This is a genomic window from bacterium (genome assembly GCA_030685015.1).
Classification (GTDB): domain Bacteria; phylum CAIWAD01; class CAIWAD01; order CAIWAD01; family CAIWAD01; genus CAIWAD01.
The window spans coordinates 54,282-62,861 of record JAUXWS010000060.1 but is presented as its reverse complement, the minus strand read 5'-3'; the positions used below and the strand labels follow the sequence as shown (position 1 = coordinate 62,861).

At 69.5% G+C, this 8,580-nt stretch carries 10 protein-coding genes; 7 read left to right on the top strand and 3 right to left on the bottom strand.

The window, feature by feature from the left end; genetic code table 11:
• Together Q8O14_08960 and Q8O14_08955 are read left to right on the top strand one after the other, a co-directional pair.
• A partial coding sequence (locus tag Q8O14_08960; protein ID MDP2360870.1) for a hypothetical protein occupies nucleotides 1–1,199 on the top strand: 1,199 nt, incomplete at its 5' end.
• Nucleotides 1,200–1,242: 43 nt separating this feature from the next.
• Nucleotides 1,243–1,755, top strand: coding sequence for a CYTH domain-containing protein (locus Q8O14_08955; GenBank protein MDP2360869.1), 513 nt, complete (start codon nucleotides 1,243–1,245; stop codon nucleotides 1,753–1,755).
• 39 nt (nucleotides 1,756–1,794) lie between these two features.
• On the opposite strand, the gene Q8O14_08950 is transcribed toward Q8O14_08955, so the two are convergent.
• Together Q8O14_08950 and Q8O14_08945 are read right to left on the bottom strand one after the other, a co-directional pair.
• Complete coding sequence (locus Q8O14_08950) at nucleotides 1,795–2,157, bottom strand: hypothetical protein (protein MDP2360868.1); 363 nt, start codon at nucleotides 2,155–2,157, stop codon at nucleotides 1,795–1,797.
• 11 nt (nucleotides 2,158–2,168) lie between these two features.
• Nucleotides 2,169–2,648, bottom strand: coding sequence for a hypothetical protein (locus Q8O14_08945; GenBank protein MDP2360867.1), 480 nt, complete (start codon nucleotides 2,646–2,648; stop codon nucleotides 2,169–2,171).
• A gap of 326 nt (nucleotides 2,649–2,974) precedes the next feature.
• Here Q8O14_08945 and Q8O14_08940 point away from each other — a divergent pair, with 326 nt between their 5' ends.
• The 4 genes from Q8O14_08940 to Q8O14_08925 are packed head-to-tail and all read left to right on the top strand — an operon-like array spanning nucleotide 2,975 to nucleotide 6,594.
• The gene (locus Q8O14_08940) at nucleotides 2,975–4,519 is read left to right on the top strand and encodes an acyl-CoA carboxylase subunit beta (GenBank protein MDP2360866.1); all 1,545 of its coding nucleotides are present in this window, start codon (nucleotides 2,975–2,977) and stop codon (nucleotides 4,517–4,519) included.
• 10 nt (nucleotides 4,520–4,529) lie between these two features.
• Nucleotides 4,530–4,973 carry an OadG family protein gene (locus Q8O14_08935; GenBank protein MDP2360865.1) on the top strand — a complete coding sequence of 148 codons (444 nt, stop codon included), beginning with the start codon at nucleotides 4,530–4,532 and terminating at the stop codon, nucleotides 4,971–4,973.
• Nucleotides 4,974–4,981: 8 nt separating this feature from the next.
• A complete protein-coding gene (locus tag Q8O14_08930; GenBank protein MDP2360864.1) occupies nucleotides 4,982–5,428 on the top strand; it encodes a biotin/lipoyl-containing protein in 447 nt (148 codons plus the stop codon).
• Nucleotides 5,429–5,463: 35 nt separating this feature from the next.
• Nucleotides 5,464–6,594 carry a sodium ion-translocating decarboxylase subunit beta gene (locus Q8O14_08925; GenBank protein MDP2360863.1) on the top strand — a complete coding sequence of 377 codons (1,131 nt, stop codon included), beginning with the start codon at nucleotides 5,464–5,466 and terminating at the stop codon, nucleotides 6,592–6,594.
• A 329-nt stretch (nucleotides 6,595–6,923) separates the two neighbouring features.
• Here Q8O14_08925 and dmeF read toward each other — a convergent pair whose 3' ends face one another.
• A complete protein-coding gene (dmeF, locus tag Q8O14_08920) occupies nucleotides 6,924–7,919 on the bottom strand; it encodes a CDF family Co(II)/Ni(II) efflux transporter DmeF (protein MDP2360862.1) in 996 nt (331 codons plus the stop codon).
• A 100-nt stretch (nucleotides 7,920–8,019) separates the two neighbouring features.
• Between dmeF and Q8O14_08915 the strand changes: the two genes are divergently transcribed.
• The gene (locus Q8O14_08915) at nucleotides 8,020–8,535 is read left to right on the top strand and encodes a hypothetical protein (protein ID MDP2360861.1); all 516 of its coding nucleotides are present in this window, start codon (nucleotides 8,020–8,022) and stop codon (nucleotides 8,533–8,535) included.
• Nucleotides 8,536–8,580: the final 45 nt, after the last annotated feature.

Sequence of the window (8,580 nt, the reverse complement as noted above, 5' to 3'; positions counted from 1 at the left end):
CGGCGCGCCCGGCGGCGGCGGCCGCGGCGGGCCTCATCTCGGCCGAGGGACTGGCCCGCGGCCTGGTGGACACGGCGGCCGTGCGGCGGGCGGACCACGACTTCCAGCGCCTCTTGCAGCGCAACGACTCCCTGCGCGAGGCGCGCCTCTGCGGCCGCTGGTTGCCGGAGTGGCAGCGAGCGGAGGGCGGAGACTGCCCGGACAGCCTCGCACTGCGGGAGTGGCTGGACCAGGTGTCCTCGGCGGGATGGGAGCCCTCCCGGGTGCTGGACCTCTACCGGCGGGCCCGCGGCAATTGGGGCGTCATCCACTCCTTCGCGGCGGGGGTCGTGGCCCTGCCGGGGGCCGACGGGCGCCTGCGCTGGGGAGCGCTGCCCGTCGGGTGCGACGCGGAGCGCGTGGCGCGGCTGGAGCTGCTGGCGGCCTCCTCGGACAAGGATCTGGCCGAGCTGGACCTGGCCACCCTGCGCGACCACGAGGCGGTGCTGGCCGGGCAGCCGCGGCCCTCCGACTCGCTGGCCCTGGCCCGCTGGCGCGCCCATGTTTTGCCGCCCCGCCTCGGGGGCGAGCCGTGCCGACCCTGGCGCGGCGCCCTGGCGGAGTTCCTGGCCGCCCGGCCGGAGCTGGCCGCCTCCCGCGGCGACCGCGCCCTCCTTGCCTGGATGCGCCGCCACCTGCGCCGGGACGAGGCGGCCGACCGCCTGGGCGCCCCCCTCACGCCGGCCCAGGTGCTGAGCCTGGGCGGCGGCACGACGGAAGATCTGCGGCGCCTCTATCTGGGCTTCTGCCGGGCCAGGGGCCTCCCCGCCCGCATCGAGCCCCTCAGCGGGCGCTTGGAGCGCTGGGAGGCGGGCTCCTGGCGGTCCGTCGTCCTCTTCAAGGAGAAGGAGCGGGCGCTGGGCCGGCCCGCCGGCCGCCTGCTCATCACGGCGGCGGACAGCCTCTCCGCCACGGCGCCCTGTTTCAAGGACTGGTGCCTGGCGCGCTGGATGGAGGGGCATCTGGAGCCGGTGGATCTGGGCTGGCAGGAGCCCCTCTCCGCCCTGGCCATGCCGCTGGAGCTGCCCGCCGGCCGCTACCTGCTCAGCAGCGGGCGGCGTCGGGAGGACGGCTCCGCCGACGTGCGGATGGAGTGGGTGACGGTGGAGCGGGGACGGGAGGCCACGGTGCGCCTGCGGGTGGACCCGGCGGACCGTTGAGGCGGATGGGCGGCCTAGTTCCGGTAGAGCACGGGGGGACGGGATGAGGGATGAGATCGAACGCCGCTTCCTCGTGGCCGATCCCGCCGTGGTGGAAGGGCGGAGGGGCACGCGCCTGGTGCAGGGCTACCTGTGCCGCGGCGGGGAGCGGACGGTGCGTCTGCGCCTGGCCGTGGCGCCGGACGGCCGCGAGCGGGCCTGGTTGACGGTGAAAGGTCCCAGCCGGCTGGTGGATGGGGCCCTGGTGCGGCCCGAGTGGGAGGTGGAGCTGCCGCCGGCCGAGGCGCGGGAGGGCCTGGCCCTCTGCCCGCCGCATCTGGTGGAGAAGACGCGCCACCGCCTCGACCACGCCGGGCGCAGCTGGGAGCTGGATGTCTTTCATGGGGAGAATGAAGGGCTGGCCATTGCCGAGATCGAACTGGGCGCCCCCGGCGAAGAGTTCGATCCGCCCCCCTGGCTGGGCCGGGAGATCAGCGCCGAGCCCGGCCTCGGCAATGCCGCCCTCGCGGAGCGGCCCTGGTCCTCCCGATCTGCCCGGGAGCGCGCCCTGGCCTGAGTCAGGCCGCCACCTGAGCCATCAAGCAGTCCGTGGCAGTCAGGGATTTTCTCGCGACGGCCAGCGGCGAGGGAGCGAATTGATCTTGACGGGTCCGGCGGGCGGCGTCAAGAGCACCAGGGTGGCGGGATCCAGGCCCGCGGGCCAGCCGCCGGGAAAGCGGGCGAAGGGCCGCAGCTGCTCCACCTGCTTCTTCGACACCTTGATGACCGGCTCACTGGACAGCTCATTCATCACAGCCGCGCTGGACAGCAAGGCGAACGGCAGCGTGACCAGCCCTAACATGCCGTGGCCGACGGAAAGCAGCGCCAGCAGCCCGCCCTGACCCAAGGCCTCGCGGGATTCACCCGGCCAGGCCTTCAGCCGGCCCCGGCGGATCCTCGCCCAGGGAAGGAGGTCCACCTCCCCGTCCCTCACCAGCAGGTGAAGAGTGTCCGCATCCACCGCGAGCAGCTCGCCGGCCACCTTTCGGGCCGAGCGCCGGCGTCCGCCCGATAGCCTTTGGGGCTGCGGCTGGCCGTGCAGCCCAGGGCGCGGGGATCCTCTTCGCGGAGCCACTCCTCGCGCCTCCACTCCAGATACCAGCCGCGGGTGTCGAGAAAGGCCGCCGCCCCCGCCAGATCCGCCGGCACCTGGTAGTGCAGGTGGTAGGTGTCGCTTGGCTCCGTGGCCAGCAGGCGCTCCTCGCGCAGGGCGGCCAGGGCCGCGGGGCCGGCCGCCGGGCCGGTCCAGAATGCGCCGTTGGCATCCCGGCGGCGCTCCTCGTCCACCGCCCATGTCTCGAAGACCCGCACGCCGCCGTCGAGCAGGTGGGCCTTGAGGCAGGGCAGCGGGGGTCCGGGACGAGATCCGGCCCCGCCACCTGACGGTGCAGCGTGTGGATGGGGCGGCACGAGGACAACAGCGGCAGCAACAGGGCTGCGACCATAAGATGTTTCAGGCCTTGGGGAAGAGGACGGAGCGGATCCTTCATGGATCTCCCGGACGTGGGGCGGAGCCGCCAGAGAGCTGTCCCGCCCGGCCAAAGTAATACAGTTCGCCGCAGACGGCAGCGCCGCCATGCGCTGGCACGTCATGTGCTCATTGCAGGGAATTGGCGGAGGATCGAGGTGAAGTCCTTGACGGATAAATCACTTTGGGCAGTCCCTTCCCTGGATTGACAAGATGGCCACGGGCGGTCCCAGGATTGGGAAGACCGCCACAGCATGAGGAGCGCCGCATGAATCCCGGCGTGGAGAAACTGCGTGCCCTGCGCCGCCAGGCCCAGCTTGGCGGAGGCGAGAAGCGGATCGAGGCCCAGCATGCCAAGGGCAAGCTGACGGCCCGGGAACGCGTCATGCGGCTGCTGGACGACGGCAGCTTCGAGGAATACGACATGTTCAAGCAGCATCGCTGCACGAACTTCGGTCTGGAGAAGCAGCAGATCCTGGGGGACGGCGTGGTGACGGGATCGGGCACCATCGATGGCCGCCTCGTCTTCGTCTTCAGCCAGGACTTCACGGTGATGGGCGGCAGCCTCTCCGAGACCTACGCCGAGAAGATCTGCAAGGTGATGGACATGGCCATGAAGATGGGCGCTCCCGTCATCGGCCTCAATGATTCGGGCGGCGCCCGCATCCAGGAGGGGATCGAGAGCCTGGCCGCCTACGCCGACATCTTCCAGCGCAATGTGATGGCCTCCGGCGTCATACCGCAGCTGTCGGCCATCATGGGGCCCTGCGCCGGCGGCGCCGTCTACAGCCCGGCCCTGACCGACGTCATCATCATGGTGAAGAAGACCTCCACCATGTATGTGACCGGCCCCAAGGTGGTGAAGGCCGTCACCGGCGAAGAGCTGAGCGACGAGGACCTGGGCGGCGCCATGGTCCACGTGGCCAAGAGCGGCGTGGTCCACTACGCGGCGGAGGACGAGGAGGAGTGCCTCATCCTGCTGCGCAAGCTGCTCTCCTACCTGCCCCAGAACAACATGGAGGAGCCCCCCCAGGCCCCCTGCCGCGACCCCTACGACCGCGAGAGCCCGGTCCTCTCCACCATCATCCCGGCAAGCTCGAGCAAGGCCTACGACATGAAGGAGGTCATCCTCGAGATCCTCGACGAGAACGAGTTCCTCGAGCAGCAGCGCTACTTCGCCCCCAACATCATCACCGGCTTCGGCCGGCTCAACGGGCGCAGCGTGGGCGTCGTGGCCAACCAGCCCAGCTTCCTGGCCGGCGTGCTGGACATCAACGCCAGCAACAAGGCGGCCCGCTTCGTGCGCCTGTGCGACGCCTTCAACATTCCCATCGTCACCCTGGTGGACGTGCCGGGCTTCCTGCCGGGCAGCGCCCAGGAATACGGCGGCATCATCCGCCATGGCGCCAAGCTGCTCTATGCCTATTGCGAGGCGACGGTGCCCAAGATCACGCTGATCACGCGCAAGGCCTACGGCGGCGCCTACGACGTGATGAGTTCAAAGCACATCCGCGGCGACATCAACTACGCCTGGCCCAGCGCCGAGATCGCGGTGATGGGGGCCAAGGGGGCCGTGCAGATCCTTTACGCCAAGGAGGCGGCGGCGGCGGAGGATCCGGGCGCATTTCTGGCGGAGAAGGAGAAGGAATACGCCGAAACCTTCGCCAATCCCTACGTGGCGGCCGGCCGGGGCTACGTGGACGACGTGATCGAGCCCTCCCGCACCCGCTTCCGGCTCATCCGCGCCCTGGAGATGTGCGCATCCAAAAAGGACGGCAACCCGCCCAAGAAGCACGGCAACATCCCCCTCTGAGGAGACCCGGATGGAAAGCGCATTCGACATCGGCCTCAAGGCGCTCGTCTTCGGCATGGGAACCGTCTTCCTGGGCCTGATCACGCTGCTGGCCGCCATGAAGACCACCAGCCGCCTGCTCAACCGGCCGGCGCCGGCCCTGGCGCCGGGCTCCGCCCGGGGGGGCGAGGACTACAGCCAGGTGCAGCTCTCCAAGCCGCTGGCGCCAGTTGTCACCAGCGACGAGGGCCTGCCCGCCTCGGCCGAACTGATCGCCGCCGTGGCCATGGCCCTCCATCTGGACCACCTGGCCCTGGCCGAGCTGGAGGAACAGCGCCTCACCTGGACGCGCATGTTCAAGCCCTTCAGTCCCTGGCTGATGGATTCCAAGAACAGCCTGCACACCCATCGCATCCGCTTCCGCGCCGCCAGTGCCACCGGCACCATCGTGCGCGAGCGGACCGGCCGGAGTTAGGAGGAGAGATGGCACGCACCTACAAGTTCCGCCTGCAGGGCAACACCTACGAGATCAAGGTGCTGCGCCGCGATGAGGATGGGGCCCGGGTCTCGGTCAACGGCTCGGAGTTCAACGTGGAGTTCCTGCCCGAGGAGGCGGCGCCCAGCAAGACGCCGCGCCTGGAGCGCACGCGGGTCATCCCCGACACGGTGGCCAAGACCACCATCACGGAGAAGCCCGGGGCCGAGATCGGCGTGGGCATGATCAAGGCGCCGCTGCCCGGCAACATCTTCAAACTGCTGGTGCAGGTGGGGGACAAGGTCCAGGCCGGCCAGAACGTGCTGATCATGGAGGCAATGAAAATGGAGAACGAGATCCACGCCCCCACCGGTGGTGTCGTCAAGGAAGTGCGGGTGCGCGAGGGCCAGACGGTGCTGGAGGGCGAGGTCCTGCTGGTCGTGCAGGCCGGCTGAGGTCACGCATCCACCGTTCCCACTGAGGAAGACCCATGGAAACCCTGATCGAGTTCTGGCAATACAGCGGCTTCGCCAACGGCATCATCGGCAATTACGTCATGATCGCCGTGGGCCTGCTCTTCATCTGGCTGGCCATCACCAAGGATTATGAACCCCTCCTCCTGGTGCCCATCGGCTTCGGCATCCTGCTAGGCAACATCCCCTTCTTCCCCGGCCAGGTGATCGGCATCTACGAGGATGGCAGCGTGATGAACATCCTCTACCAGGGGGTGCTCAAGGGCGTCTATCCGCCCCTCATCTTCCTCGGCATCGGCGCCATGACCGACTTCAGCGCCCTCATCTCCAATCCCAAGCTGGTGTTGCTGGGGGCGGCGGCCCAGCTGGGCATCTTCGCCACGCTGCTGGGCGCCCTCTATTTCGGCTTCACCATCCAGGAGGCGGGGGCGATCGGCATCATCGGCGGAGCGGACGGGCCCACCGCCATCTTCGCCTCCAGCCGCCTGGCGCCGCACCTGATCGGCTCCATCGCCATCGCCGCCTACAGTTACATGGCCCTCGTGCCGGTCATCCAGCCGCCCATCATGAAGCTGCTCACCACCCCCGCGGAACGGAAGATGCGCATGAAGCCGTCCCGCGCCGTGAGCAAGCGGGAGAAAATCCTGTTCCCCATCATCGGATTCCTCCTCATCTGCTTCCTCGCACCGGGCGCCATGGTGCTGCTGGGCATGCTCTTCTTCGGCAACCTGCTGAAGGAGAGCGGCGTCACCGAGCGCCTGGCCAACACGGCGCGCACGGCCATGATCGACAGCGTGACCATCCTCCTCGGCGTCTGCGTGGGCGCCTCCACCCAGGCCCAGACCTTCCTCTCGCCCAAGTCCATCGGCATCTTCACCATGGGCGCGGTCAGCTTCATGGTGGCCACGGCGGGCGGCGTCCTCTTCGCCAAGCTGATGAACCTCTTCCTCAAGCCGGAGGACCGGGTCAACCCCCTGGTCGGGGCGGCGGGCGTCAGCGCCGTGCCGGACAGCGCGCGGGTGGTGCACATGGTGGGCGCCAAGGCCGATCCCGGCAACTACCTGCTCATGCATGCCATGGGACCCAACGTGGCGGGCGTGATCGGTTCCGCTATCGCGGCTGGTGTGATGTTGGCCATGTTGCAGTAGCGGACCGCCGGCTTGGCCATCGCGGCGGGCGTGATGCCTGGCCATGCGGCAGTTGGGGATGGGGTCGGAGGCCCCGGCGCCCACCTGGGAAACCGTCCCAATGCTGAACCAGTGTGTCCTCGCAAGCGGCGGTCTGCGAGGGAGGGCGGGCTTTCCCCGGGCTTCCCCCGGGCTTCCCCCGGGCCTCCCCCGAGTCTCCCCCGGGCTTCCCCCGGGCTTCCCCCGGGCTTCCCCCGGGCTTCCCCCGGGCTTCCCCCGGGCTTCCCCCGGGCCTCCCCCGGGCTTCCCCCGGGCCTCCCCCGAGTCTCCCCCGGGCTTCCCCCGGGCTTTCAGGTCTCTTTGTTGAACAAGTTTGAGTGGGCGGACGCCTCACCGCCGCAGTCCCCGCGGTCGCAGGCGTGCACTTCCACCACCAGGTGCGCCAATCCCGGCAGGTCGGCCAGCCGCGCCTTGTAGTGGTCCGGGGCTTGGGGATGATCCGCCACCAGCGACACCGTGACGGACAGGTGTTTCGGTCCCAGGTGCCAGACATGCAGGTCGGCCAGGCGGGTGTCGCCATCCACCTCCAGGACGGCCCGCACCTGCTCGCGCAGCTCCTCGCCGGCGTCGCCGTCCAGCAGGATAAGGGCCGTCTCCCGGAGCAGGCTCCAGGCCCAGCGCAGGATGAGGGCCGCCCCGGCCAGCCCGGCGAGCGGGTCCAGCCAGATCCAGCCCAGGTTGCGTCCCAGCAGCAACGCGCCGATGGCCAGGACGCTGGTGAGGGCGTCGGCCACCACATGAAGGAAGGCGCCACGCAGGTTGTGGTCGTGGTCATGGCCGTGGTGGGCGTGGGCATGGTCCGCCTCCTGCGGGTGGTCAGGCTCCGGCTCGGCGGCCCGGGAGAGCATCCAGGCGCTGACCAGATTGACCGCCAGGCCGAAGGCGGCCACCAGGATTGCCTCGTTGAAGCGGATGGGTTCGGGCGCCACCAGGCGCAGCAGGGACTCCACCGCCATCATGCCGGCCGCGGCGGCGAGCAAGATGGCGCTGGCGAAGCCGCCCAGGACGCCCACCTTGCCTGTCCCGAAGGAGAAGCGGGGATTGTCGGCGTGGCGATCGGCGAAGCGGTAGGCGAAGAGGGCGATGCCAAAGGCGGCGGCATGCGTGGCCATGTGCCAGCCATCGGCCAGCAGGGCCATGGACCCGGTGAGGACGCCGGCCACGATCTCCACCGCCATGGCAGCCAGGGTGAGGGCCAGCACCTGGGCCGTGCGACGGCGGGCCAGCGTGCGGCGGGGCTGGGCGAGGTGGTCGTGGCGGTGGCGGGCCAGGGTGGGACCGTGCATGGCTTCTCCCTCAGGTGTCCGCGACTGTCACGGGCGCCGGGCCAATATGCCAGTTTGGCGATGGCGATGAGGACGGCAGAACCAGAAGAGGAGAGCATTCATGAGCAAGCATCTGATGGCCGCCCTTCTGGCGGCGGGCGCCCTGTGGAAAGGCGCCGAGGCCAAGCCCTTCCAGCTGGCCCTCTGGGAGCCGGTGCAATGGCGTCCGGCCGGCGACGACATCGAGGGGGTCGCCCTCAACCTAATCTACGGCCGCAACGCCTCGCTCACGGGCGTCGAGGCGGGCCTCGTCAACCACCTCACCGGCTCCTGCACGGGCATCCAGTGGGGCGTGGTCAACCGGGTGGAGGGGAACTTGACCGGCATCCAGGAAGCCTGGATCTACAGCGAGATCGGCGGCAGGCTGACCGGCATCCAATCCGCCTTTGTCTCCCGCAACGAGGCCATGACCGGCCTCCAGATTGGACTGGTCGCCTTGTCGGAGGGGGTGCAGGGCCTGCAGTTCGGACTCTTCAACCAGTGTTCCTCCTTGCAGGGCCTGCAGCTGGGCTTGATCAACCACGACCGCTCCAACGCCAAATGGCCCATCCTGCCGCTGCTGCGCTGGTCCCGCTGAGGCCACGCTGCGCCGGAGCCGCCGCGCAGCCTGTTGATGTCCACA